The organism is Pseudomonas sp. FSL W5-0299, assembly GCF_005930655.1.
Classification (GTDB): Bacteria; Pseudomonadota; Gammaproteobacteria; order Pseudomonadales; family Pseudomonadaceae; genus Aquipseudomonas; species Aquipseudomonas mandelii.
The window spans coordinates 1-22714 of record NZ_RXHX01000045.1 but is presented as its reverse complement, the minus strand read 5'-3'; the positions used below and the strand labels follow the sequence as shown (position 1 = coordinate 22714).

General features: G+C 61.6%; 20 protein-coding genes and 2 pseudogenes. 15 read left to right on the top strand and 7 right to left on the bottom strand.

Features of this window, described 5'->3' with window-relative positions; genetic code table 11:
* Nucleotides 1-75 precede the first annotated feature (75 nt).
* Nucleotides 76-2469: a heavy metal translocating P-type ATPase gene (locus tag FHL16_RS30460; protein WP_077750215.1), complete on the top strand. Its 2394-nt coding sequence runs from the start codon at nt 76-78 to the stop codon at nt 2467-2469.
* Nucleotides 2466-2879, top strand: coding sequence for a Cu(I)-responsive transcriptional regulator (cueR, locus tag FHL16_RS30455; RefSeq protein WP_077750214.1), 414 nt, complete (start codon nt 2466-2468; stop codon nt 2877-2879). The genes FHL16_RS30460 and cueR overlap by 4 nt, the downstream gene beginning before the upstream one ends.
* Here the strand turns inward: cueR and FHL16_RS30450 are convergent.
* Both FHL16_RS30450 and FHL16_RS30445 read right to left on the bottom strand, forming a co-directional pair.
* On the bottom strand, nt 2833-4050 hold the full coding sequence (locus FHL16_RS30450; protein WP_077750213.1) for an MFS transporter: 1218 nt from the start codon (nt 4048-4050) through the stop codon (nt 2833-2835). The genes cueR and FHL16_RS30450 overlap by 47 nt on opposite strands.
* Before the next feature lie 137 nt (nt 4051-4187).
* On the bottom strand, nt 4188-5081 hold the full coding sequence (locus tag FHL16_RS30445; RefSeq protein ID WP_010463815.1) for a PA4780 family RIO1-like protein kinase: 894 nt from the start codon (nt 5079-5081) through the stop codon (nt 4188-4190).
* Between the two features lie 447 nt (nt 5082-5528).
* Between FHL16_RS30445 and FHL16_RS35135 the strand changes: the two are divergent.
* Nucleotides 5529-6617: pseudogene (locus FHL16_RS35135) on the top strand (cache domain-containing protein); the annotation flags it as partial.
* A 90-nt stretch (nt 6618-6707) separates the two neighbouring features.
* Entirely contained in the window at nt 6708-7475 is a 768-nt protein-coding gene (locus tag FHL16_RS35130; protein WP_370655161.1) for a methyl-accepting chemotaxis protein, read from the top strand.
* A gap of 165 nt (nt 7476-7640) precedes the next feature.
* Here the strand turns inward: FHL16_RS35130 and FHL16_RS30435 are convergent, their stop codons facing one another.
* The gene (locus FHL16_RS30435; RefSeq protein ID WP_077750211.1) at nt 7641-8432 is read right to left on the bottom strand and encodes an AraC family transcriptional regulator; all 792 of its coding nucleotides are present in this window, start codon (nt 8430-8432) and stop codon (nt 7641-7643) included.
* A gap of 84 nt (nt 8433-8516) precedes the next feature.
* Here FHL16_RS30435 and FHL16_RS30430 point away from each other — a divergent pair, with 84 nt between their 5' ends.
* A complete protein-coding gene (locus tag FHL16_RS30430; protein WP_077750210.1) occupies nt 8517-9545 on the top strand; it encodes a bile acid:sodium symporter family protein in 1029 nt (342 codons plus the stop codon).
* Here FHL16_RS30430 and FHL16_RS30425 read toward each other — a convergent pair.
* Nucleotides 9532-10809 carry an acetyl-CoA C-acetyltransferase gene (locus tag FHL16_RS30425; protein ID WP_077750209.1) on the bottom strand — a complete coding sequence of 426 codons (1278 nt, stop codon included), beginning with the start codon at nt 10807-10809 and terminating at the stop codon, nt 9532-9534. The two genes, FHL16_RS30430 and FHL16_RS30425, sit on opposite strands and share 14 nt — an antisense overlap.
* 222 nt (nt 10810-11031) lie before the next feature.
* Between FHL16_RS30425 and FHL16_RS30420 the strand changes: the two genes are divergently transcribed.
* A complete protein-coding gene (locus tag FHL16_RS30420; protein ID WP_077750208.1) occupies nt 11032-12384 on the top strand; it encodes a 3-oxoacyl-ACP reductase in 1353 nt (450 codons plus the stop codon).
* A gap of 2 nt (nt 12385-12386) precedes the next feature.
* On the top strand, nt 12387-13241 hold the full coding sequence (locus FHL16_RS30415) for a MaoC family dehydratase (protein ID WP_077750225.1): 855 nt from the start codon (nt 12387-12389) through the stop codon (nt 13239-13241).
* A gap of 107 nt (nt 13242-13348) precedes the next feature.
* Here the strand turns inward: FHL16_RS30415 and FHL16_RS30410 are convergent, their stop codons facing one another.
* Together FHL16_RS30410 and FHL16_RS30405 are read right to left on the bottom strand one after the other, a co-directional pair.
* Nucleotides 13349-13759 carry a response regulator gene (locus FHL16_RS30410; RefSeq protein WP_010463827.1) on the bottom strand — a complete coding sequence of 137 codons (411 nt, stop codon included), beginning with the start codon at nt 13757-13759 and terminating at the stop codon, nt 13349-13351.
* A gap of 68 nt (nt 13760-13827) precedes the next feature.
* On the bottom strand, nt 13828-14037 hold the full coding sequence (locus tag FHL16_RS30405; RefSeq protein WP_077750207.1) for a Flp family type IVb pilin: 210 nt from the start codon (nt 14035-14037) through the stop codon (nt 13828-13830).
* A 326-nt stretch (nt 14038-14363) separates the two neighbouring features.
* Here FHL16_RS30405 and cpaB point away from each other — a divergent pair, with 326 nt between their 5' ends.
* From cpaB to FHL16_RS30365, 8 genes are read left to right on the top strand one after another with little or no spacing between them, the layout of a single operon-like run.
* Nucleotides 14364-15305, top strand: coding sequence for a Flp pilus assembly protein CpaB (gene cpaB, locus FHL16_RS30400; RefSeq protein ID WP_077750206.1), 942 nt, complete (start codon nt 14364-14366; stop codon nt 15303-15305).
* Between the two features lie 21 nt (nt 15306-15326).
* Nucleotides 15327-16589 carry a type II and III secretion system protein family protein gene (locus tag FHL16_RS30395; protein WP_010463830.1) on the top strand — a complete coding sequence of 421 codons (1263 nt, stop codon included), beginning with the start codon at nt 15327-15329 and terminating at the stop codon, nt 16587-16589.
* Nucleotides 16586-17776, top strand: a complete 1191-nt coding sequence (locus tag FHL16_RS30390) for an AAA family ATPase (protein ID WP_010463831.1) — start codon at nt 16586-16588, stop codon at nt 17774-17776. The genes FHL16_RS30395 and FHL16_RS30390 overlap by 4 nt, the downstream gene beginning before the upstream one ends.
* Nucleotides 17773-19053, top strand: coding sequence for a CpaF family protein (locus FHL16_RS30385; protein ID WP_010463832.1), 1281 nt, complete (start codon nt 17773-17775; stop codon nt 19051-19053). The genes FHL16_RS30390 and FHL16_RS30385 overlap by 4 nt, the downstream gene beginning before the upstream one ends.
* Nucleotides 19054-19063: 10 nt before the next feature.
* Nucleotides 19064-19948 (top strand): type II secretion system F family protein, encoded by an 885-nt coding sequence (locus tag FHL16_RS30380; RefSeq protein ID WP_010463833.1) that lies wholly within the window; start codon nt 19064-19066, stop codon nt 19946-19948.
* Complete coding sequence (locus FHL16_RS30375; RefSeq protein WP_077750205.1) at nt 19945-20835, top strand: type II secretion system F family protein; 891 nt, start codon at nt 19945-19947, stop codon at nt 20833-20835. Before FHL16_RS30380 ends, FHL16_RS30375 begins: the two co-directional genes overlap by 4 nt.
* A 10-nt stretch (nt 20836-20845) precedes the next feature.
* On the top strand, nt 20846-21559 hold the full coding sequence (locus FHL16_RS30370; RefSeq protein ID WP_077750204.1) for a tetratricopeptide repeat protein: 714 nt from the start codon (nt 20846-20848) through the stop codon (nt 21557-21559).
* 10 nt (nt 21560-21569) lie between these two features.
* Entirely contained in the window at nt 21570-21839 is a 270-nt protein-coding gene (locus tag FHL16_RS30365) for a DUF3613 domain-containing protein (RefSeq protein WP_010463836.1), read from the top strand.
* 98 nt (nt 21840-21937) lie between these two features.
* Here FHL16_RS30365 and FHL16_RS30360 read toward each other — a convergent pair.
* Nucleotides 21938-22233 (bottom strand): annotated as a pseudogene (locus FHL16_RS30360) (DUF6124 family protein); the annotation flags it as partial.
* Nucleotides 22234-22714: the final 481 nt, after the last annotated feature.

Sequence of the window (22714 nt, the reverse complement as noted above, 5' to 3'; positions counted from 1 at the left end):
TCTGAGACATGGCGCTTGACCTTGCCAGCATGGCAAGGTTGATCCTGTAGACATCTTCTACAGGGAGCGCGACCGATGTCCGAATCCACTACGTTCGATCTGCCGATTGCCGGCATGACCTGCGCCAGTTGCGCGGGGCGTGTCGAGCGTGCCTTGAGCAAAGTCATCGGCGCTTCTGCCGTCAGCGTCAACCTCGCCACCGAGCAGGCGCGGGTCCAGGCGCCCGGCGACAGCCTGCCGGCCTTGATCGACGCGGTGCAGCAGGCCGGCTACAGCGTGCCGCAGCAAAGTCTGGAGTTGAGCATCGACGGCATGACCTGCGCTTCCTGCGTCGGCCGCGTCGAACGGGCGCTGGCCAAAGTGCCCGGGGTGAAAAACGTCAGCGTCAACCTGGCGAACGAACGGGCGCATCTGGAACTGCTCGGACACATCGATCCGCAAACCTTGATCGCCGCGGTCACCAAAGCCGGTTACAGCGCCAGCGTCTGGGAAGTCGAACACCCGCAAACCGATCAGCAACAGCAGCGCCTGCACCGTGAGCGCTGGGCGTTGATCATGGCGATCGCCCTCGCCCTGCCGCTGGTGTTGCCAATGCTCCTGCAACCGTTTGGCGTGCACTGGATGCTCCCGGCCTGGGTGCAATTCGCGCTGGCCACGCCGGTGCAGTTCATTTTCGGCGCACGTTTTTATGTGGCCGCCTGGAAAGCCGTGCGCGCCGGGGCTGGCAACATGGATTTGCTGGTCGCCCTCGGTACCAGCGCCGGCTATGGCTTGAGTCTTTATGAATGGGCCACGGCGGCCGGGCGCATGCCTCATCTATATTTCGAAGCCTCGGCGGTGGTGATTGCCTTGGTGTTGCTGGGCAAATACCTGGAAAGCCGTGCCAAGCGCCAGACCGCCAGCGCCATCCGCGCCCTCGAAGCCTTGCGCCCGGAACGCGCCATTCAGGTGATCGACGGCCGCGAGCAGGACGTTGCCATCAGCGCCTTGCGCCTCAACGACCTCGTCATGGTCAAACCCGGCGAACGCTTCCCGGTGGACGGTGAAGTGGTCGAAGGCCAGAGCCACGCCGACGAAGCGCTGATCAGCGGCGAAAGCCTGCCGGTGCCCAAGCAACCCGGTGACAAGGTCACGGGCGGTGCCATCAATGGCGAAGGCCGGTTGCTGGTTCGTACTCAAGCGTTGGGGGCAGAAACCGTGCTGGCGCGGATCATCCGTCTGGTCGAAGACGCCCAGGCCGCCAAAGCGCCGATTCAGAAGCTGGTGGATAAAGTCAGTCAGGTATTTGTGCCTACCGTTCTGTTGATCGCGTTGGCGACGCTGATTGGCTGGTGGTTGTACGGCGCGCCGATTGAAACCGCGTTGATCAACGCCGTCGCCGTGCTGGTCATCGCTTGCCCTTGCGCACTCGGGCTGGCCACGCCGACCGCGATCATGGCCGGCACCGGCGTCGCGGCCCGCTATGGGATTCTGATCAAGGACGCCGAAGCGCTCGAACGCGCTCATGAAGTCAGCGCCGTAGTGTTCGACAAGACCGGCACGCTGACCTCGGGTTCGCCGCGAATCGCTCATCTGAGTGCCACTAACGGTGACGAAGCCGCCCTGCTGCAAATGGCCGGCGCCCTGCAACGCGGCAGTGAACACCCGCTGGCCAAGGCGGTTCTGGACGCCTGCGCCGAACGGGTTTTGACCGTGGCCGACGTCAGCGACAGTCAATCGCTGACCGGTCGCGGCATCGCCGGCACGCTCGACAGCCGTCGTTTGGCCTTGGGTAATCGCAGGCTGCTGGAAGAAAGCGGTTTGAGCGCAGGGGATCTGGCCGACTCCGCAACCGCGTGGGAAACCGAAGGCCGCACCCTCTCCTGGTTGATCGAACAAAGCCCCGAGCCAAAGGTACTGGGCCTGATCGCGTTCGGTGACACCCTCAAACCCGGCGCGCTGCACGCGGTGCAACAGCTCAGCGCACGCCACATCAGCAGCCACTTGCTGACCGGCGACAACCGCGGCAGTGCCAAAGTGGTTGCCGAAGCGCTGGGCATTACCAATGTCCACGCCGAAGTCTTGCCGGCAGACAAAGCCGCCACCGTCGCCGAACTGAAAAAAACCGGCGTGGTGGCGATGGTCGGCGACGGCATCAACGACGCCCCGGCCCTGGCGGCCGCCGACATCGGCATCGCCATGGGCGGTGGCACCGACGTTGCCATGCACGCGGCCGGCATCACCCTGATGCGCGGCGATCCGCGACTGGTGCCCGCCGCGCTGGAAATCAGCCGCAAGACCTACGCAAAGATCCGGCAAAACCTGTTCTGGGCGTTCGTCTATAACCTGATCGGCATTCCGCTGGCAGCGTTCGGCTTCCTCAACCCGGTGCTGGCCGGCGCGGCGATGGCGCTGTCCAGCGTCAGCGTGGTGAGCAATGCGTTACTGTTGAAAACCTGGAAACCCAAGGACCTGGAGGACAATCGATGAACATCGGCCAAGCAGCGCGGCACAGCGGCCTGAGCGCGAAGATGATTCGTTATTACGAGTCCATCGGCTTGCTGAAGGCCGCCCACCGCACCGACAGCGGCTACCGCATTTATGGCGACGATGACCTGCACACGCTGGCGTTCATCAAACGCTCCCGGGACTTGGGGTTTTCGCTGGAAGAAGTGGGAAAGTTGCTGACCCTCTGGCAGGACCGCCAACGGGCCAGCGCCGACGTGAAAGCCCTGGCCCGCCAGCACATCGACGAGCTGAACCAGAAGATCCGCGAGTTGGGTCAGTTGCGTGACACCCTGCAGGACCTGGTCGAACACTGTCAGGGCGACCGTCGCCCCGATTGTCCGATCCTCAAGAACCTGGAGTCGGGCTGCTGCGCGCCACCCGTTCGCCCCTGATCGCGAGCACCTTCACCACCAGCAACGTGGTCAGGGGAACGCCGTGGAACAGCAGCACCACGGCCCCCGGCGTCCACCACGAATAGAACGGCGCGGCGATCAACATGCCGACCCCGAAACCGGTCATTTGCAGCAGTGTCAGCAAGCTGAAGATCGGCAGGCGCAGGCTGTCCGGTTCACGTTGCAGACGCGACATCAGGCCGACCTCGGAGAAGCCGTCACCCAATCCGGCCGGTAACGAGAACAACAGCAAACCGTAGAGGGTCTGCTGCTGGAACATCAGGATAAAACCGCAGGACATCAGCAATACCCCGAAGAAAAATCGCCGCTCCAGGTGTGCATTGTCCGACCCTTTCAGGCGACTGGCGATTCGCGCGCCGATCAGCTTTCCGCACGCCCAGACGGCCAGCATCAGGCCCAGCGTGGTACTGGCCGACTCGGGCGTCAGTAGCCGGGAAATGATCGGAAAGCCGACGTTGTGCGCCGCGCTGCCCAAGGTGTCGGCCATGGTGACGGCGAGCATCGCGGCCACCACGGGCGTACTGCGCAAGCCTTGGCGCAAAGCGTGCCACTCACTACGAGGCTGGGTTGGTTCGGGATCGGGTGCTGGTCGGGAAAACCGCAACGGCAGGATGAACAACGCGGCCAGCAGATAAGTGACCACGTTCAATGCGAACACCGTTTCAAAGCCGAAGGCCGCCACCAACAGTCCTGCCACCAGGCTCCCACCGACCATGGCCGCCGACGAGGCCGAGGTGATCCAGGCGTTGGTCTTGAGCAAGTGCTCGCCTTCGATCAGGTGCGGCAACTGGCTGTTGAGGCCGATGGCGAACATTGAGTTGCCGAACCCCAGGCCGAACGCGATCAACGGTAAAAGCAGCGCTTGCTGGGCGACCGGCAGCACCAGCAACAGGCCCAACAACCCTGCGCGCAGCAAATCAAAGGCAATCAGCGGCATGCGCCCGGCCCAGCGGCGATAGAACGAGGTGCCGATCAAGCTGGCGAAAACCCCTCCGCCCACCCGGCTGGCGAGGAAAATGCCAACGCTCATGGCGCTGTTGCTGAGCAGGTAGACGTAAGTGGCCAGGGCGACCATGTTGAGAAAGGCGCCGAAGTCCGAGACCAGACGGGCCGCGATGATCAGCTGGGCATTGCGGGTGGAGGGGTTCACATTCAGTCCTTGAGTGTGGGAGTCGCAGGGAACAATCCACTGTAGGCGCGAGCAGGCTCACTCCCACAAATGATCTCCAGTGTTTAGGGATCAGCATTTACAAAAAACCCGGCCGAAGCCGGGTTTTCGTCAACCGATCACTGCATCCACGGTGGAGGCGGTTCTTCGGTTTTGCCCGGTGGCGCGTCATCTGCCGCGCGCACCGCCTGTTTACGCTCTTCATCCAGGCGTGCCGCCTCGATTTCGCGTATGACACCGCCGACGTCGGCCAATTCTTCCGGTTCGTCGAACTCGCCCGTCAACACGCTGGCCGGGTGCAAGGTGCCGGCTTCGTACAGCGCCCACATTTCCTTGGCGTATTTGGTCTTTTTCAACTCTGGCGCAAACCGGCCGAAGTAAGACGCCATGTTGCCCACGTCCCGCTCCAGCATGCTGAACGCGTGGTTGTTGCCCGCCGCGTCTACCGCTTGCGGCAAGTCGATGATCACCGGGCCCGTCGGAGTCAACAGCACGTTGAACTCGGACAGGTCACCGTGCACCAGACCGGTACACAGCATCAGCACGATCTGCGAAATCAGGAACGCGTGATATTCGCGCGCCTGGTCCGGCTCCAGCACCACGTCGTTCAGACGCGGCGCGGCATCGCCGTACTCGTCGGCCACCAGCTCCATGAGCAGTACGCCTTCGAGGAAGTCATACGGCTTGGGCACCCGAACACCGGCACCGGCCAGACGGAACAGCGCCGCCACTTCGGCGTTCTGCCAGGCGTCTTCGGTTTCTTTCTTGCCGAATTTCGAGCCTTTGGCCATCGCTCGAGCCTGGCGGCTGTTGCGCACCTTGCGGCCTTCCTGATATTCGGCCGCCTGACGGAAACTGCGTTTATTCGCCTCCTTGTAGACCTTCGCGCAACGTAGCTCGTTACCGCAGCGCACCACATAAACAGCTGCTTCTTTACCACTCATGAGTGGGCGCAGCACCTCGTCGACCAGACCGTCCTCGATCAGGGGTTCAATGCGTTTTGGAGTCTTCATCAGCTTTTATTGTGGGTCCTTTATTACCAAACACGCGAAAGTCATTCGTTATACGGCAATCCACTCGTTCGGGGGAGGGGTTGCCGACCTATGAACGTCGTGATGCACACAATGTGCCGAATTAATCGGCCAACTCCTTTCGGTCGTCATCGGCCGCCCGAGATCATAGCTGAGCCTGCACCACTGTGTGGCGAAGGGGTGCGAGGGCATTTGCGACAGAAGCTGACACCTTAATTCACACCCTTCGTAGGATATTTCTCACCAAGCCTCAATTTCCCATTAATTCAGCCGAAGTCCTCAGTGACAGAGTGATTTGTCCGACAATCGTTCCGACCACAAAAACGATGGCGCGCTCAGGGATCCGGGTTGATCAAATACGTTTACGGCTGCCAATAATCCGCGAGTCATCTGCACTGCGTGGGCCTACAAGAAAAATCTGGAGCGCGGATGAACATCAAACAGAAGTTGACCTGGGCGTTTGCAATCATCGCCTGCCTGCCCGTGGTGCTGGTCGCCACCCTCGTGGTGCTGAATCTGCGCAGTGACGCCAAGGCGAATTTCGTCGACGGCAGTGGTCGTGAAATTCGTCAGGTCAGCAACGCCATGCAATTGTTCTTCGACGGCATCAGCCAGAACGTCGACTACCTGGCCAGACAACCGCTGATCAAGAACTCCGACGACAGCCTCAAGACCTACATGAGCGCCAACGCCGAGAGCATTCCCCAAGGCGAGATGGACAAAAAGGTCTTCAGCCTCCTGCAGGACCTGGGCAACAGCCATCCGTCCTACGCCTATGCCATCCTCGGCACTGCGGCGGGCGGTTACGTGTCCTGGCCGGACGACGCGAAGCTGAACAATTACGACCCGCGCCAGCGCCCCTGGTACAAGGCGGCCCAGGCCAAGCCGGGCAAACCATTTCGCACCGAGGCCTATTACTGGGCCCAGGACGATGCGACCTACGTCAGCACCGTGCGCACCATCGACAACCAATTGGGCACCAACGGCGGCGTGGTCAGTATCGACGTGACGCTCAAGCAGCTCACCGAGATCGTCAAGCAGATCAAACTGGGTGAAACCGGCTACCTGATGCTGCTGGAAAACACCGGCACCGTGCTGGTCGATCCGAAACAACCGGAACACAACTTCAAAGCCCTGAGCAGCCTCGGCGAAGGTTATGCGCAACTGGCCAAGGCCGGCAAAGGCCTGGTGGAAGTCGAGTTGAACGGCGAACGCTACATGGCCAACGTCTGGCCGTCGGAGCAACTGGGCTGGACCTTTATCGGCCTGATCAAGCAAAACGATGTGATGAGCTCCGCGACTCAACTGACTTGGCTGATCGCAATCATCGCCGCCGTTCTGGCAGTGTTCTTCGCCATCATTGGCGCCAGTTTCGCCAGTGTCATCGTGCGACCGATCCGCAGCGTGGCCAGCGGCCTGGAAGGCATCGCCCAAGGTGAAGGCGACCTGACCAAAAACCTGGAAATCCGTGGCAGCGACGAAACCGCGCAACTGGCCAACTGGTTCAATCAGTTCCTGACGGCGATTCGTAACCTGATCCAAAGCATCGGCGGTGCCGCGACCAAGATTCTCGCCACCTCGAAGAGCTCGACTCAGGTTTCCAGCGACATGGCTGAAGCCGCCGGGCGCCAGCGTGAGGCGGTGGACATGGTGTCCACGGCGTTCCATGAAATGGTCGCCACCGCCAACGAAGTCGCGCGCTCATGCAGCCAGGCGGCAGAATCCGCCGACAGTGGCCAGCGCCAGGCGCGTCAAGGTCAGCAACAGATTGATGCGGCCGTGACCAGCGTTGATCGCCTGAGCCAGGAAATCGAACAGTCGGCGCAGTCGATGCAACAGCTCGAACGCGACAGCAACGACATCCAGTCGATCCTGGGGACCATTCGCTCGATTGCCGAACAGACCAACCTGCTGGCCCTGAACGCCGCCATCGAGGCTGCGCGGGCCGGTGAGCAAGGTCGCGGGTTTGCAGTGGTGGCGGATGAAGTCCGGGCACTGGCCAAACGCACGGCGGATTCCACGGCGGAAATCGATGGCTTGCTGGGCAACCTGGCCAAGCGCACCAGCCAAGTGACTCAACAGATGCATGCGAGCCTGGAAGTGTCGCAACAATCGGTGACCCGCATCGGTGAAGCGCGCAGCAGTTTCGGGCTGATTCGTGAGTCGGTGGATGTGATTCGCGACATGAACACGCAGATCGCCACGGCGGCGGAAGAACAGCATCAGGTGGCCGAAGACATCAACCGGCACATCAGCCAGATCCATGGCGACGCGCAGTTGGTGGCAGAACTGGCGAACTCGGCGCGCCTGGACTCGCAGAGCCTGGCCGGGCTGTCGAATGAACTGGACGGGTTGGTTCGTCGCTTCAGGACCTGAGGTCGCTGATCTAACGGGTCGAAAACCGATACCTGTGGCGAGGGAGCTTGCTCCCGCTCGGCCGCGAAGCGGTCGCAAACCGGTAAACACGGAATACCTGATACAGCGTGTTTACTGAATTGGGACCGCTTCGCGCTCCAGCGGGAGCAAGCTCCCTCGCCACAATTACTGTTTGAACAATTCACCGGGTGTGAAGCCGAACAACCCCTTGAACGCCGCAATAAACGCCGACGTCGAGTCATACCCACAAGACAGCGCGGCATGGGTCACGCTGTCGCCCTCCTCCAGCAAACTCAGCGACGACAGCAACCGCACTCGCTGTCGCCACCCGCGAAAGCTCAGCCCGGTTTCGCGCTGGAACAAGCGCATCAGCGTCTTCTCCGAGGTGCCCAGGCGTTGCGCCCATTCCTGCAACGTCACACTGAGCTCCGGACGTTCGATCAGCTCATTGCACAACCCGAGCAGCCGTTCATGACGCGGCAACGGCAGGGAAAACCCCACCTCCGGCAGATTTGCCAACTGATCCAGCAGCACATTCACCAGCCGCGTTTCCTGGCTGTCGCCCTGCGGATACTCCACCGGCAGCAAGCAAAAACGCTTGATCAGCTCCCGGGCCAGCGGCGTGACTTCCAGCACCCGACAACGCCCGTCGGCCCACTCACAGTCCTCGCGGCGCACGTAAAGGCTGCGCATTTCGGCACGCATCGAGGTCACCACCTGGTGTTCGAGGTCCGCCGGAATCCAGATCCCCCACTGCGGCGGCGCAAAGAAACTGCCCTCAGCCGTGTGCACGCCGAGAACGCCGCTGATGGCGTAGGAAAACTGCACCCAATCGTGGCGATGAGGTGGCGTCCACGACCCGGCATTCAGACTTTCCGCCCGAGCGAACAGCGGACGCGGTAGCGCCTTCAGCGTCGGAATGGCCCGTTCGAGGGAAAGTTGTCCGTTAGCCGGCATTGATTGGCCTTATGTCGCAAGACGGCAGATAGGGCCGACGTTAGGCTAAGTCATCAATTCTTACAAATGTATTCGGTGGCCGTTATGCATGCCTTCAAACACCTCAAACGCGTGGTCACCGACTGGTTCTTGTGCGGCATGCTGATCGCCACGCTGCTGGCGTATTTCTTCCCGGTCTTCGGCGCCACGGGTGGCGGGATGCACGCGGAATATGTGATCAACATCGGCGTGTTCCTCGTGTTCTTCCTGCACGGGGTCAACCTCTCCAGCGAGCAGATCAGCCATGGCCTGAAGAACTGGAAGCTGCACGTGATGGTCCAGGGTTTCACCTTCATGGTGTTCCCGTTGATCTGGTTGCTGAGCGACAAGCTGCTGGGGTCGCACGTGCCTTCGCTGCTGATGCTTGGCTTCTTCTACCTCTGCGCCCTGCCGTCGACCATTTCGTCGTCTGTGGCCCTGACTGGCAGCGCGGGCGGCAACGTGCCGGCGGCGATTCTCAACGCGAGCCTGTCCAGCGTGCTGGGGATTTTCCTGACGCCGTTGCTGGTGAGCCTGGTAGTCGGCAGCGGTGCTGGCGGCATCGATCTGGGGTCGACGCTGCTCGACCTCTGCGCCATGTTGCTGTTGCCGCTGGTGCTCGGCCAACTGTTGCGGCCGATGTTCGGCAAGTTCTTCGCACGCCACAAGCGCTACACCAACATCGTCGACAAGCTGGTGATTCTGTTGCTGGTGTACTCGGCGTTCTGCAACTCGATGGTCTCGGGGATGTGGCAACAACAGGGCAACGGCGTAATTCTCAGCGCACTGATCGGCAGCGTGATGCTGCTGGCGGTCATCCTGTGGATGACTACCCGCACCGCTCGCGCACTGAAATTCAGCCCGGCGGATGAGATCGCTGCGGTGTTCTGCGCCAGCAAAAAATCCCTCGCGGCCGGTGCGCCGATGGCGGCGCTGATCTTCGGCGCCAACCCTGGCCTGGGCTTGATTCTGCTGCCGATCATGATTTATCACCCGTTGCAGTTGATCGTCTGCTCGGTGATGGCCGAGAGCTACGCCAACCGCAACCGTGAACGCATCGCGCAGCAGAACGCCGAACTGATCAGCGCTCGATAATCGCCGTCACCCCTTGGCCGCCAGCGGCGCAGATCGAGATCAGGCCTCGGCCCTTGCCCGCCGCGTCGAGCAACTTCGCCAGGTTGGCGACGATGCGCCCGCCGGTCGCGGCAAACGGATGCCCGGCCGCCAGTGAACTGCCTTTGACGTTGAGGCGGCTGCGGTCGATGGAGCCCAGCGGCGCATCGAGGCCGAGACGGGTTTTGCAATACTCCGGATCTTCCCAGGCCTTCAACGTGCAGAGCACCTGCGCGGCGAAGGCTTCGTGGATTTCGTAGTAATCGAAGTCCTGCAAGGTCAGGCCATTGCGCGCCAGCAAACGGGGCACCGCGTACACCGGCGCCATCAACAGCCCTTCGGCGCCGTTGACGAAATCCACTGCCGCGGCCTCGCCGTCACGCAAATAGGCGAGGATCGGCAAGCCCCGTTCCTTCGCCCATTCTTCACTGCCCAACAGTACCAGCGACGCGCCATCGGTGAGCGGCGTGGAGTTGCCCGCCGTCATCGTGCCCTTGGCGCTTTTCTCGAAGGCCGGTTTCAGCGAGGCGAGTTTTTCCAGGGTCAGGTCCGGGCGCAGGTTGTTGTCGCGGGTCAGGCCGAGGAACGGTGTCATCAGGTCGTTGTGCCAGCCTTCGGCGTAGGACGCGGCCAGGTTCCGATGGCTCTCCAGCGCCAGCTGATCCTGTTCTTCGCGGGGGATGCTCCAGGTCTGGGCCATCAACTCGCAGTGCTGGCCCATGGACAAACCGGTGCGCGGTTCGCCGTTGCGCGGGAACTCCGGTATCAAGTCCCGGGGACGCAGCTGCAGAAAGGTTTTCAGTTTGTCGCCGGTGGTCTTGGCGCGATTGGCTTGCAGCAGCACCCGGCGCAAACCTTCACTGACGCCGATCGGCGCATCCGAGGTGGTATCGACGCCACCGGCAATGCCGCACTCGATCTGTCCCAAAGCAATCTTGTTCGCCACCAGCAACGCCGCTTCAAGGCCTGTGCCGCACGCCTGCTGAATGTCATAGGCCGGGGTGCCGGGGGACAACCGTGAACCGAGCACACACTCGCGCGTCAGGTTCATGTCCCGGGACAACTTGAGGACCGCCCCCGCGACCACTTCGCCGATCCGCAGGCCATGCAGGTTGTAGCGTTCGATCAGGCCTTCGAGCGCTGCGGTGAGCATCGCCTGGTTACTGGCGGTGGCGTAAGGCCCGTTGGAGCGGGCGAAGGGGATTCGGTTACCGCCAATAATCGCGACGCGGCGCAGCTGGGTCATGAAAAGCTCCTGTCAAAAAATCAGATGTAAACACCGGCCCTGCAGGAGCGAAGCTTGCTCGCGAAGGCGCCGGCACATTCAATATCTCCTCTGAATGAAACATCGTCTTCGCGAGCAAGCTTCGCTCCTACACTGTTCAAGCGTAGGCCTTATATCGTGGATCGAACGACTGATTGCCATTCGTGGTCCACACTTTGAACCCCAGCTGCCGGAGTGCGTTCCATGTCTGACCGTTATATCGACTTCGCCAATTCCTCCATCGGCCATCGTCTGGTCGGGGCCATGGGACTGCCGTCTCCGGTACGCCTGGAGCGGTGGCAAGCAGGCCGACTGCGGCCTGTCGAGGGGGCGCTGTTGATTGGCGGCGGCCCGCTGACAGAGAAAGTCAGCGCTTTTGCCAATCGCCTGACCGATGCGATCTACAGCTACGGCACTGACCCCTCGCTGGCCACCGCGTGGATTCCCGGCCACGGCCCCAAGCTCAAAGCCGTGGTGTTCGACGCCAGTAACCTGGTGCAGACCGATCAGCTCAAACAGTTGCGCGAGTTCTTCCAGCCGCTGATCAAGAACCTTGATCACAGCGCGCACCTGGTGATTCTGGGGCGTGCGCCAGAGACGTTGACCGACCCGTTCGCCGCCAGCGCACAGCGTGCGTTGGAAGGTTTCAGTCGCTCGCTGGCCAAGGAATTGCGCAGCGGCGGCACCTTGCAGCTGATCTATGTCGGTGACGGCGCCGAGGATCAACTCGAAGGGCCGCTACGGTTTTTCCTCTCGCCCAAAAGTGCGTTTGTGTCAGGCCAGGTGGTTCGTTTGAAGGCTTGCAATACGCAGGTGTCGGACTGGACTCGCCCACTGGCCGGGCGCAAGGCGCTGGTCACGGGTGCCGCGCGCGGCATTGGCGCTTCCATCGCCGAAACCCTGGCCCGTGACGGTGCCGAGGTCATCCTGCTTGACGTACCTGTGGCCAAAACCGACCTCGATGCACTCGCTGCGCGCCTCGGCGGGCGCAGCATCACCCTGGACATCTGCGCCGAAGACGCCGCCGCGCAGCTGATCGAATTGCTGCCCGACGGCGTCGACATCGTGGTCCACAATGCCGGCATCACCCGCGACAAAACCCTGGCCAACATGACCCCCGAATTCTGGGACGCGGTGCTCGCCGTCAACCTCAACGCGCCGCAAGTGCTGACCAAGGCCCTGCTCGACAGCGGCGCCTTGCATGACAACGGGCGGGTGATTCTGTTGGCGTCCATCAGCGGCATCGCCGGCAATCGCGGGCAGACCAATTACGCGGCGAGCAAGGCCGGGCTGATCGGTCTGGCCCAGGCCTGGGCGCCGCTGCTGAGTCAACGCGGCATCAGCATCAATGCGGTGGCGCCGGGGTTCATCGAAACCCAGATGACCGCGCACCTGCCGTTCGGCATCCGTGAAGCCGGGCGACGTATGAGTTCTTTGGGCCAGGGCGGCCTGCCACAAGACGTTGCCGAAGCCGTCGCGTGGCTCGCTCAGCCGGGGACCGGCGCGTTCACCGGGCAAGCGTTGCGAGTCTGCGGCCAAAGCGTCCTGGGGGCATGAACATGATCACCGATTGGCACACCCTCAACCGCGAACCGAGCCTGACGGGGCTGTACGTGAAGGCGGCAACACGGCGCAAAATCACCGGCACCACGCTGCCCGACACGGGATTGCGCTGCTGGCTCGAGGTCGATCCGAAACGCCTGGCGGCGTATCGCAAGGTCTGTGGTTTTGCCGATAACGGTTTGCTGCCGCCGACCTATCCACACATCCTGGCGTTTGCCTTGCAGATGCAATTGCTCACGGCCAAGGACTTTCCGTTCCCGCTGCTGGGGCTGATTCACCTGAGCAATCGCATTCGTGTATTGCGCCCCATGGGTGGGGTCAACCGCGTTCGGGTCAGCGTGCAGGTGCAGAACCTGCAACCCCATGCCAAGGGTGCGACGTTCGATCTGGTGACGTCGCTTGACGATCAGTTGGGGCCGTTGTGGGAAGCTGAAAGCCAGATGCTGTGCCGCGGGGTCAAGCTCGAAGGCGAACCGGTCGAGGACGTGTTGGCATCAACCCTGGAGATGACGCAAGTGGCTCGCTGGAATGCGCCGGCGGACATCGGCCGGCAGTACGCAAAAGTATCCGGGGACTACAACCCGATTCACCTGAGTGCCGCGAGCGCCAAGCTGTTTGGTTTTCCGACGGCCATTGCTCATGGGTTGTGGAACAAGGCCCGGACATTGGCAGCGTTGAGTGAGCATCTGCCCACGGCGAATGTCGAGATGGCGGTGCAGTTCAGGAAACCGGTGCGGTTGCCGAGTGAGGTGACATTGCTGGCCAGCGCGGCGGGGTCCAGTGGGGACTTTCAGCTGCTGGGGGCGGGGGATCTTGAACATATGGTGGGACATTGGCGGCCGATTGCCTGAACCGGTTGATCATCTGTGAAATCGCCGTTGCGAGCAGGTTCGCGCCTGCAGGGGACCGCGTTTGCGAGTCGTCCGAGGCAATGAGCCTGCTCGCGAAAAGGGCTGGCTCAGTGATTGAAGTGCGCGCTTGGCTGCGGAAACAGGTTATTGAGCGTCTCCAGCAACCGCACGTGATAGATCGGCTTGCGGAACAGGTCGAGCACCTGCAAGCGCAGCATGTCGCTGACATCCTCCATGTCTGCATGGCCGGATGTCACGATCACGGGTAAATGCTGGCGGGAGGTGTGCTCGCGCAGGCGTTTGATCAGCGACATACCGCTTTCCTCCGGCATGCGCAGATCGGTGATCACCAGGGCGATATCGGGATGGCGGGTCAAATGATTCAGAGCGAGTTTGACCGAGGTTGCGGTAAAGCAATTGAAGCCCTCGCCCTCAAGCAGCTCCGCCAGTTCCAGCAACGCATCCTCCTCGTCATCGACCAGAAGGAGTTGTTGGCGTGGGAATGCGAGAGCGTTCATAGGGTTTTCCTGCGATGGACTAAGCGCTGACGTTAAAACCACTCAGGCCCGTTGGCAAACGGCATCGATCAAGAAGCCGCCGGCAGTACCTCCTTGATACTGTCAAAGATTATGGTAATCGAACCCGAGATCGGCTCCATGAAAGCTGCCAGTGCGACCGCCGCCATCCCCGCGATAATGGCGTACTCAATACCCGAAGCCCCTTCGGTGTCTTTCGCCAGGTTGATGTAGAAGACGACTTCAGACTTCAGCCGCTGAACAAACTGAGTGAGGGACATGACGTTTTCTCCTTGGAGGGTGCCGGGTGTTGCATGGCCGCAACATGATTCCCCTGTGCCAGCATCAGCATTGTCGGCATTCCGCTTACCAACAACTGTAAGAACGAATTAATACTTAAGTATTAACCGGCCAATCGACGCCAAAAAACCAGGTTTGGCACGATAGCCTCTTACTTTCGTTAGATATTTTCCAAGGAGTAATGGCATTTTGATCTACCTGCGCTAACGTCAAATAGCGAAATAGTTAGAAGGTCAAAGCTGCCTGATTGCGAAGTTATCTCGTTGGACCTTACGAGTCATCAAGCAGCAGGAAAGGGAGAGCCGTGATGAACAGCCGAGTCACCATGGGTCTGGCCGGTTTTTTTCTGGTGGGTGCCATCATTGCCGGTTATTGGGGGCTGACACTGAGTCGACAACCGGCCCCCGACCCCGTCACACCGCCGAACGCTGTCGCCACCGCACCTGTTCCGGCACCTGCGCCGGTAGACGATCCCACCCGTCAACCCGTTGTCGTGCTGCTGCGCGATGTGGCGCCCTTCGTTCAAATCACCGCCGCCGACGTGACCCTGGAAAAACTGCGCACCGCCCCGGCCGGCAGTCTGACCAGACTCGATCAGGCCATTGGTCGCACGCCGTGGCGCGCACTGACCGCAGGCAACTGGCTCAACGCTGAAAGCTTCGAAGCCGGCAGTGCATTGTCGCGAATGATCCGGCCCGATGAACGTGCGCTCGCCGTCGCGGTGGATGAAGTGATCAATGCCGGCGGGCAACTGAGCCCTGGCGATTATGTCGACGTGATGCTGTTTCTGCGTGCTGACGCCAACAACGTTCAGCCGTCGGCTCAGGTCGTCATCCCCGCGTTGCGGGTGCTCGGCGTCGGCGAACAACTGGGACTGACCAACGATGGGCGCCCGGCCAAACCGGTGCGCAGCAACGAAGAACAACTCAAGCAGGACCCACAGCGCACCAACGCCCGTTCGGTGGTGCTCGCCGTGCCCGAGTCGCTGCTGAGCCGGCTGATGCTGGCGACCCAGGCCGGGGTGCTGCGCCTGGCCGTGCGCAGTGCCGAAGAGAAACGCCTGGCGCAATATTGGGCCGGCGAAAACGATTCAAACGCCCACCTTGCCCGGGCTGATCGCGACCTGGTGCAGTTCAGCCAACTGGCCCTCGTCGGCACACCCAAAGCACTCACCCTCGGCAGCACGGCACCGCGCAAATCAGGCGTGGAAGTCATTCGCGGCAACCAAATCTCCCAACAAACCCCCTGAGTCGAGCAAGGACGCCTTTAAATGCGCAGACGTTCCATGTCCATGTTCCAAGGCCTGCTCTGTGTCTCCTTGCTGGGCGCTCAACCGCTCGGCATGACATTCGCCGCCGCGGGCAATTGCTCTGCATTAGGGCCCCTGCCGGCGGTGCTGGAAGTCGGTGAAGGGTTGCAGCAGGAACTGCAATCGCCGGTAGCGATCACGCGACTGGCCGTGGGCGATCCGAAAATCGCCGACGTGCGCGTCAACGGCAATCAGGCGTTTCTGCTCACCGGCATGGCGCCGGGCGCCACCAGCCTGATGGTCTGGACCGCCTGCGCCAGCACACCGCGCCAAAGCATGGTGTTCGTTCAGGGCCGGGCCACAGCAGCGATGACCGGCGCGGCGTCGATGCCTTCCGAAGACCCGATGCTGGCGTCGCAAGTGCAGACCGATATTCGCTTCGTCGAGGTCAGCCGGACCAAACTGAAAGAGGCCAGCACCTCGATCTACGGTAAAAACTCGAACTTCCTGTTCGGCTCACCCGGCACCGTGCCCAATACGGCAGTCACACCGCGTGTGCTGCCGCTGCGCAACATCGATCCACGCATTGCCGTGCCGAGCATTCCGCTGGCCAACGACATGTACAACATCGTCGCCGGCGGCGGTAATTTCCTCGCCATCATCAACGCCATGGAAGGCAGCGGCTTCGCCTACACCCTGGCGCGGCCGAGCCTGGTGGCGATCAGCGGACAGAGCGCGAGCTTTCTGGCCGGCGGTGAAATCCCGATTCCGGTGCCCAGCGCCAACAGCAACAGCTACTCGATCGAATACAAGGAATTCGGCATTCGCCTGACACTCACGCCGACCGTCGTCAGCAACCAACGCATCGCCCTGAAAGTGGCGCCGGAAGTCAGTGAGCTGGATTACAACAACGGCGTCACCATCGGCGGCACCACAGTCCCGGCGCTCACCATCCGCCGCACTGACACCAGCATCTCCCTGGCCGATGGCGAAAGTTTCGTCATCAGCGGTTTGATCAGCACGCAAAACGCCTCGCAGGTCGACAAATTTCCCGGTCTTGGCGACATCCCGATACTCGGTGCGTTTTTCCGCAGTTCATCGATCAAGCGCGAGGAGCGCGAACTGCTGATGATCGTCACGCCGCACTTGGTGCAGCCGTTGGCGGCCAACGCGAAATTACCGTCGCTGCCCGGTGAACAACTGCGCAACTACGACCCCGGTTTCTATCGCATGTACTTCCTCGAAAACGGCAACTTCGATAAACGCAGCGGGTTATCGCAATGAGCCAGAACCTGAGCCAGACCTTCCTGGCGATCACCCGCAACCCCACCGACCTTGAATGGCTGCAAGGCGCCCTCGCCCCGTTGGGCCAGGTCGTCAGTGCCGGTGGCGGCAGCCTCGACGAACTGCTGACGCTGGTCGACGTGACCTTCGCCAGCCTGGTGTTCGTGGGGCTGGATCGCGAACATGTGGTGGCGCAGAGCACCTTGATCGAGGGTGCACTTGAAGCCAAACCGATGCTGGCCATCGTCGCGCTGGGCGACGGCATGGACAACCAGCTCGTGCTCAACGCGATGCGGGCCGGCGCCCGGGATTTCGTCGCGTATGGCTCGCGCTCCAGCGAAGTCGCGGGGCTGGTGCGGCGTCTCAGTAAACGCCTGCCACCGGTGGCTCCGAATACCCACCTGGGTGGCCTGACCGTGCTATATGGCGTGCAAAGCAGTGCCGACGGCGCGCTGCTCGCCAACCATATGGCGCAGGTGGTGCAAAAGAGCGGACAGCAAACCTTGCTGCTCGACCTCGGCCTGCCACGCGGCGACAGCCTGGCCCTGCTCGGCCTGGAGAGCTCGTTTCACTTCGGCGATGCCCTGCGCCATTTGCGGCGGCTGGACGCAACGCTGATCGACAGTGCGTTCACCAGCGACGGTGACGGACTGCGGATTCTGGCGTACGCCAGTCATGACGAACCGCTGGAACACACCAGCGCCGCCGAGCTGTACATGCTGCTCAGCGCCCTGCGCCAACACTTCCAGCACATTGTGGTGAACCTCACCGGCCAGCCGGACAGCGAGGCACTGCGCACATTTATCAGCCATTGCGACAAGCTGCTCTGGTACACCGATCAGAACGTGCTCGACTGTCGCCGCAACCTCGCGCTGCTGAATCTGTGGCGGGAGAAAGGCATGAAGCTTGACCACGCCAGATTGCTCATCGACCGCTACTTGCGCCACGTCGCGCCGGATTCGGAAACCCTGGGTAAAAGTTTCGGCATGGAGATCATCGCCACCCTCGCCTACAGCCCGGAAGTGCGGCTCAACGCCAAGAACCAGGGCGTCAGCCTGTTCGAACTGGCCCCTCGCGAAGGCCTGAGCCAAGGCCTGCGGGCCCTCGGTGAATGTCTGGCCAAGCGCTCCGAAGCCTTGGCCAAACCCAGGACCGGTTGGTTCAACCGGCTTCGAGGTGCGCAATGAGCAGTGAAAAACTGTTCGGTGCGCCGCAACGCGCTTCGAGCGCCAACGCCGACCATGAAGGCCTGAAACTGGTGTTGCACCGTTTCATCATCGACGCCATCGAAGAGTCCGGAAAAAACCTGCTGGAGGGTTCGCGCCAGGTACTTTCGCAATTCGTCACCGACAAAGTGGCCGAGTACATCGCGCGACTGCACCTGGCAATTTCCCGTTATGAAATGGAGCGACTGGCCGAAGAACTGGTCGACGAACTCACCGGTTTCGGTCCGCTTGAAGTGCTGCTGCGCGATCCGGCGGTGACCGAGATCCTGGTCAACGGCCCGCACCGGGTATTCATCGAGCGCGACGGTGTGCTGCATCAAAGTGACTTGCGCTTCATTGATGCGCACCACGTCGAACGCGTCATGCAACGGATTCTCGCACCACTGGGTCGGCGGCTCGATGAGTCTTCGCCGATGGTCGATGCTCGCCTGCCGGATGGCAGCCGGGTCAACGCGATCATTCCACCGATCGCCCTCGACGGCCCCTGCCTGTCAATTCGTAAATTTCGCAAGGACATGCTCAAGAGCAACGATCTGGTGACGATGCAAACCATCGATCAGCCGATCTTCGATTTCCTCCAGGAAGCCGTGGGCAAGCGCTGCAACGTCTTGATCAGCGGCGGCACCGGCACCGGTAAAACCACGCTGTTGAATATTCTCAGCCAGTTGATCAACCCACACGAGCGGCTGGTCACCATCGAAGACGTCGCCGAATTGCAACTCGGCCACCCGCATGTCGTGCGCCTGGAAACCCGTCCTCCCAATGCCGAGGGCCACGGTGAAGTGAAGTCCAGCGACTTGATCCGCAACGCCCTGCGGATGCGCCCGGACCGGATCATCCTCGGCGAAATTCGCGGTGTCGAAGTGCTCGACGTGCTCACCGCCATGAACACCGGCCACGACGGTTCGATGAGCACCGTGCACGCCAACAACGCCCAGGATGCGCTGCTGCGCCTGGAAACCCTGGTCGGTCTGACCGGTCGCGTCATTGCAGAAAAGACCTTGCGGCAAATGATCTGCGCGGCACTGGACGTGATCATCCAGTTGACGCGCATGCCCGATGGTCGACGCTGCGTCAGCGAAGTGGTGGAGGTGGTGGGCGTCCGGGACGATGTCTACGTCACCAATACGCTGTTCCGCCTCGACCGGCGCAGCGGATTCGGGTTTCTGCGCGAGGCCGTCAACCCGGCCGGCGATAAACTGCGCCGCGAGTCGGCGCTCCCGCCATCACCGTACTGAGGCTCACGGCATGCTCAAACCGGCGTTGCTCATCCTCGTTTGCCTGATCATGCTCGGCGTGTCGATTCGCCTGCTGCTCAAAGGCTTGCGCCAGACTGGCACCGAGCGCGTGCTCAATCGCCTGGCCCAGGGGCAACCGCAGTTGGTGGTGGAAAAAACCTCTTGGGCAGGCCTGGAACGGGCGTTCCTGCGCGCGGGCCTTGGGCGCCCGAACGAACAGCTGGGACGCTGGATGCTGCTGTGGGCGTTCGGTACGTTGATCGGCTTCGCCGCCGGTGGCTGGATCGGGCTCGTGGTGTGTTTGCTGGTACCGCCACTCGCGTTCCGGTTGTTCATAAGCTGGCGCTATCAGCGCCGGCTCAAGCGCATGATCGAACAACTGCCGACGTTGCTCGATCACACCGTGCGCAGCCTGAAGTCCGGTCGCACTCTGGCCGACGCGGTGCTGGGCGCTATCCATGCCGCCGACAATCCCCTCAAAGAGGCCATGGGCCGGGTACAACGCAACGTGCAGTTGGGCGTCAGCCTGCCGGATGCCGCGTCGGACTTCGCCGAGCTGTATGAGAAGGATGAACTGCGCCTGTTTGCCCTCGGCCTGAAGGTCAATCACCGCTACGGCGGCAATGCCAGCGAATTGTTGGAGAACCTGATCAAGATGATCCGTGAACGCGAACAGGCCGCCCGCCAGCTCAGCGCCATGACTGGTGAAACCCGCGTGACGGCCTGGGTGCTAGGCAGTTTGCCGCTGGGCCTGGCCACCTATTTCCTGGCCGCCAACCCCGCTTACCTGCTTGCAATGTGGCACGACAGCTCAGGGCAAATGATGCTCGCGAGTGCGTTTGGCTTGCAGGCGGTGGGCAGCCTGGCGCTTTGGCGCATGTTGCGCAGCGTATGAAAATACCGCTGCTGATCAGTGCCCTGCTGTTTATGGCGGCTGCGTTGTTGCTGCTCGGCAGCCTGCTGGACCAGCGCCGGCGTGCGCGTCAGGTGGCTCAACGGCTGGACGGCAAAGCCGTTGACCACGACCGCGTGGGTCATTGGCTACAAGCGCTGGGCAACAGCCGCATCGGTCAGCGTTCGGTCAATCTGGACAACGAAACCCAAACCCTGCTCAACCGCTTGGGTTGGCGCAGCGCCCGCCGCCGCTCACAGTTCGCGGCGTTCCAGGTGGGAGTGCCGGTGCTGGCGCTGGCCTTGGCATTGCTGATTCAAAGCGTGTTCTACCCCAGCGTGCAAAACCACTGGATCGCCCCGCTCTTCGCCACGGCCATCGGTTACCTGCTGCCCAAACGCCTGCTCGCCGCCGCGTCTCAACGCCGGCAAAAACAGTTGGCCCTGGAGATATCGACCTTCATTCCGCTGCTGCGCATCCTGTTTGAATCGGGCATGGCCGTCGAGCAATCGCTGCGCGTGCTGAGCCAGGAAGGCAAGCAACTGATGCCCGCATTGACCCACGAACTGCGCCTGGTTCTGGCCCGTGTCGATTCCGGCCTGGAGTTGGGCGAAGAGCTGAGCAAGGCCAGCCGCTTGTTGGCGGTCGACGAATTCACGGACACCTGCGTGATCCTTCAACAGCTGATCCACCAGGGTGGTGGTGCGATGAAATCGCTACTGGCGCTCAAGCAACTGTTCGATGACCGGCGCCTCACGCGCTTGCAGGAATACATCTCCAAGATGTCCGCCAAAATGTCCGTCGTGATGATGCTGTTTCTCTTCCCGGCGTTATTGATCGTCCTGGCCGGCCCGGGCTTCACCGCCCTGGCCCGGGCCATTGGCTCATAGAGGGATCGCGATGAAAGCAATGATTGCCGGTTTGAGTTTGCTCCTGTTGAGCGGTTGCGCCACTGACGGCCAGGCGCCATGGAACGCCCTGACCCAAAGCGCCAGTTGCAGCAAGTTGGGCTCCGATGAACAGCTGAAATTGAACCTAGCCGATGACATGGCCAACGACGGCAAACTGCACGCGAGCCTCGCCAACCTGCAAAGCCTGCCCGACAACGTCGCCGACGTGCGCTTGCGCCGGGCCAAGGTAAACCGGCTGCTGGGTCGCAGCGAAGCCGAGCCACTTTACCGCAGCCTGCTCGGCACCTGCCTCGCCGCCGCTGCCGAACACGGCCTCGGCCAGCTCGCGGCAGCCAGGGGCGACAACGGCCAGGCCCAGGCCCACCTGCAACGCGCCGCCCGACTGGCGCCAACCGATGAAAAAATCCGCAACGATCTCGGCGTGGTCTACCTCAACCAACGGCGCGTCGACGATGCACGCTTCGAATTCCTGACGGCCATGGAGCTCAAGCAAAGTGATCGACTGGCGGCGTTGAACATGGTGACGCTGCTGATCTACCAGGACGACTGGAGCCGCGCCGCCGAACTCGTCAGCCGCGTCGGCCTGAGCCCCGCCCAGGTCACCGAAGCCCAGGAACGCGCACAAAAACTCAAGGCCCCGACCAAGGTGATTCCGACACCCGCAAACCAGGTCGCCGCCGTCGCGACGTCGGGCCTTCAATAGGAGCAGACAGATGAAACCGATCCTCCTTTACCTCGCCCTGCTGGCCCTGCCACTCACCGCCAACGCCCTCGACGGCCCCGCCTCACCACAACAACAGGAAACCGAAGGCTGGTTGAAATTGCAGATCAGCCACCAGGCCGCCTCACACACCCCACAGACCTCAACCGCGACCGAACGAGAGCTGAGCATGCAGCGTTGGCTGAAGAGCTATCAGCATGAGATTCCGATGTTTTTCGATCAGGAGGAAGGGGGGACAGTGAACGGTGGGGCGGGGGGGTAGCGTCAGGCTTTCTTGCATCGAATTCATCGCCTTCGCGAGCGGTGCAGCGATCCGACGCGCCCGCGAAGAACGATGACGCGGTCTAACCGGTACATCGCTTGCGGCACATCCACATTATCCAGCGCTCGATTCACCGCCAACTCAGCCAGCATGATGACCTGCTGGATCGCCACGCCAAGGACTCGCAAGCGTGGGCCAACAGGCTTTCGTTATCGATATCGGGGGCGACGATGAACATAGTGCTGACCTTGCGGATGACGGGGGCCTTGAGGGCAGACGGATTGAGGTAGTGATCCAGCGCGCGGCCGGCGGCTTCGTTGAGCTTTTTGGGATTGAGCGGATCGTAGGGGGAAACGTCGTTGGCTTCCGGGGGATTGGGTGTGGCTTTGAACATGGTGAAACGCCCTGATTAATGGAGCCGTCACAAAGCGCACAAGCCGGCGGATTCTGGCGTAGTCGTAGGCAAAGGAGCAAGAAACTGTAGCTTTCAGGAAGTAACGCTAAACACTATTAAACACAGCCCTCAAATCCACACACATTCCCCCTGTGGGAGCGAGCCTGCTCGCGATTGCGGTCCGGCATCTGGCATTCACGTCGTCTGACACTCCGCCATCGCTGGCAGGCCAGCTCCCACAGGGTTTGGTGTACATCTGCAAAAAAATGGTCGGCTGTCAGGCCGACATCGCGAGCAGGCTCACTCCTACAATTGAACTAGGTACATCAGCAAATGTTGGGCGGCTGTCAGGCCGCCTTCGCGGGCAAGCCTCGCTCCTACAAGAATTCAGCGTACAGCTTTTGATTCTCACCACTCATCAGGCCGAGCGTTAGCTCGCCTGCAGCTCTTGATCTTGATCCACCCGCCCCTTTCGGGAGGC

Bases quoted from the DNA above. Each gene is read 5' to 3' on its own strand.
- FHL16_RS30460 (WP_077750215.1), top strand. From the start codon at position 76: ATGTCCGAATCCACTACGTTCGATCTGCCGATTGCCGGCATGACCTGC.
- cueR (WP_077750214.1), top strand. From the start codon at position 2,466: ATGAACATCGGCCAAGCAGCGCGGCACAGCGGCCTGAGCGCGAAGATG.
- FHL16_RS30445 (WP_010463815.1), bottom strand. From the start codon at position 5,081: ATGAAGACTCCAAAACGCATTGAACCCCTGATCGAGGACGGTCTGGTC.
- FHL16_RS35130 (WP_370655161.1), top strand. From the start codon at position 6,708: ATGGCTGAAGCCGCCGGGCGCCAGCGTGAGGCGGTGGACATGGTGTCC.
- FHL16_RS30435 (WP_077750211.1), bottom strand. From the start codon at position 8,432: ATGCCGGCTAACGGACAACTTTCCCTCGAACGGGCCATTCCGACGCTG.
- FHL16_RS30430 (WP_077750210.1), top strand. From the start codon at position 8,517: ATGCATGCCTTCAAACACCTCAAACGCGTGGTCACCGACTGGTTCTTG.
- FHL16_RS30425 (WP_077750209.1), bottom strand. From the start codon at position 10,809: ATGACCCAGCTGCGCCGCGTCGCGATTATTGGCGGTAACCGAATCCCC.
- FHL16_RS30420 (WP_077750208.1), top strand. From the start codon at position 11,032: ATGTCTGACCGTTATATCGACTTCGCCAATTCCTCCATCGGCCATCGT.
- FHL16_RS30415 (WP_077750225.1), top strand. From the start codon at position 12,387: ATGATCACCGATTGGCACACCCTCAACCGCGAACCGAGCCTGACGGGG.
- FHL16_RS30410 (WP_010463827.1), bottom strand. From the start codon at position 13,759: ATGAACGCTCTCGCATTCCCACGCCAACAACTCCTTCTGGTCGATGAC.
- FHL16_RS30405 (WP_077750207.1), bottom strand. From the start codon at position 14,037: ATGTCCCTCACTCAGTTTGTTCAGCGGCTGAAGTCTGAAGTCGTCTTC.
- cpaB (WP_077750206.1), top strand. From the start codon at position 14,364: ATGAACAGCCGAGTCACCATGGGTCTGGCCGGTTTTTTTCTGGTGGGT.
- FHL16_RS30395 (WP_010463830.1), top strand. From the start codon at position 15,327: ATGCGCAGACGTTCCATGTCCATGTTCCAAGGCCTGCTCTGTGTCTCC.
- FHL16_RS30390 (WP_010463831.1), top strand. From the start codon at position 16,586: ATGAGCCAGAACCTGAGCCAGACCTTCCTGGCGATCACCCGCAACCCC.
- FHL16_RS30385 (WP_010463832.1), top strand. From the start codon at position 17,773: ATGAGCAGTGAAAAACTGTTCGGTGCGCCGCAACGCGCTTCGAGCGCC.
- FHL16_RS30380 (WP_010463833.1), top strand. From the start codon at position 19,064: ATGCTCAAACCGGCGTTGCTCATCCTCGTTTGCCTGATCATGCTCGGC.
- FHL16_RS30375 (WP_077750205.1), top strand. From the start codon at position 19,945: ATGAAAATACCGCTGCTGATCAGTGCCCTGCTGTTTATGGCGGCTGCG.
- FHL16_RS30370 (WP_077750204.1), top strand. From the start codon at position 20,846: ATGAAAGCAATGATTGCCGGTTTGAGTTTGCTCCTGTTGAGCGGTTGC.
- FHL16_RS30365 (WP_010463836.1), top strand. From the start codon at position 21,570: ATGAAACCGATCCTCCTTTACCTCGCCCTGCTGGCCCTGCCACTCACC.